Here is a 1,625-nt window from a genome sequence, read left to right as displayed (position 1 = left end):
TTAGGGCTTGCTGAACGAAACATTACAGAGCAAATCGCCTGTAGGCGGTACGATTCAGCAGCATGTTGAACATGAAGACGAAAAAAAGCCGCAAGCGGCGTTCCAAGTTCATCACGAGGAACTGCATGGCGATGACGGTCCCGCTCGTTTGCTCGAGTCGCGCCCGGATTCGGTTCAGTCCATATTTTCGTTTTCCTTCGCCAAACTTGCCTTCAATCGCATTGCGCCCGCCTGCATCCAGCTTGGCGATTCGCTTCATCTCCGCTGTATCCGCCTGCTTGGACGGTCGGCCGAGCGGAGGTCCACTGAGTCGAATGCCGCGTTCTTTGCAGTACGCGCGGTTCTCCCGGTTTCGGTAGATTTGATCGGCCAGCACTTCTTTCGGATAGACGCCGAACCGAGCTTTGTACGTCTCTACGGATTCGATCAAGGTGATGCCTTCGTTGAAATTGTCCCATTGACGGCGCTCCAGGAAGGCAAATCCCTGCACCATGCTAACGGACACCTTCGCTCCGAATTCGACTTTCGCTTTGGCTTTCCCCCGAACGATCGGACGAATATGCGGTTGATGAATGCTGACGATGCGTTCCTCCACATGATGGACTCGCTTCGTATGCATATGTCGCTGCTGACGATACAACTCCCCTATGACGAGCAGTTGCTTGTACTGCCGTCTGCTGAGCGCTGTAAGCGGTGTGACCGCTGCCAGTTCTTCGATGATGCGAAGGTCTCGCTGGATAAAAGCGAGCTGCTTGCCGATTCCCCGTCGCAGGACGCGATACCCGATTCGTCGCTGTTTAGCCAGAGCCAGGTAGGCGCGACGCGCCTTCTCCCGGTACGTGCGCGGTTTGGGGCGATGACCCACGTTCGATTCGTGCAACACATCGATGATCGTTTCCAGCTTCTCGCGAGCCTCGTTCAATAAGGTGATGTCCGTCGGATAGGCGATGTCGGCAGGCGCACAGGTCGCATCCAGCAGCAACGTCCCTTGGTTCGGGTCTGGTTCCGCGTGTTTGCGCTTTCCGCCTCGACCGCCGGTTGAGGAGGGTTTCCTGTCATCGTCATCATCGCGTTCATCTTCTGCCTTCGCCGCTTCCACGGCGATCCATTCGTTCACTTCCGTGATCACATCCTCACCCAGGCGCTTACGGAAATGCGTCATGAGCGAATGATGAAACGGCGGTCGATCCTGATAGCCCGCCAAGCCAAGGAAGTATTGGAGATACGGATTCTCGACGATCGTCTCGACCGTCTCCCGATCGGACTGTTGCAGTCTTTCCTGAATGATCAAGGCACCCAGTGCCATCCGAATCGAGATCGCCTTTTGGCCGCGGAACGATTTCCGGAACGATTTCGCGTACTTGCGATCCACCCGCGCCCACGGCACCAGTTGGGCAAGCTTGATCCAGCGATTGTCCGGATTCAGCCGACCGCCGAAAGGCAAGAAGAACTCGCTCGGCAGCAACAACTGGTTTTCCTCATGGGCGTACGATTGGTACATGATCCTCATCCTCCATGTGCACGGTTTTTCATCGTATCACAACGATTTCCTTGCTTATGAATTCGACGAAATGTGCCTCAAACCCTTGTCATTATTGGATTTTTTGATCGTTCAGCAAGACCTA

1 protein-coding gene is annotated in these 1,625 nt (G+C 55.0%); it reads right to left on the bottom strand.

The window, feature by feature from the left end:
- Window positions 1-22: 22 nt before the first annotated feature.
- Window positions 23-1,501, bottom strand: coding sequence for an IS5 family transposase (locus B5M42_RS24950; protein WP_134757844.1), 1,479 nt, complete (start codon window positions 1,499-1,501; stop codon window positions 23-25).
- Window positions 1,502-1,625 lie beyond the last annotated feature (124 nt).

This window comes from Paenibacillus athensensis (assembly GCF_004514475.2).
GTDB classification, from domain to species: Bacteria; Bacillota; Bacilli; order Paenibacillales; family NBRC-103111; genus Paenibacillus_AL; species Paenibacillus_AL athensensis.
This window is presented reverse-complemented; position numbering and strand designations above follow the sequence as displayed.

Excerpts from the sequence above, each read along its gene's own strand:
- B5M42_RS24950 (WP_134757844.1), bottom strand. The coding sequence starts at position 1,501 with ATGTACCAATCGTACGCCCATGAGGAAAACCAGTTGTTGCTGCCGAGC.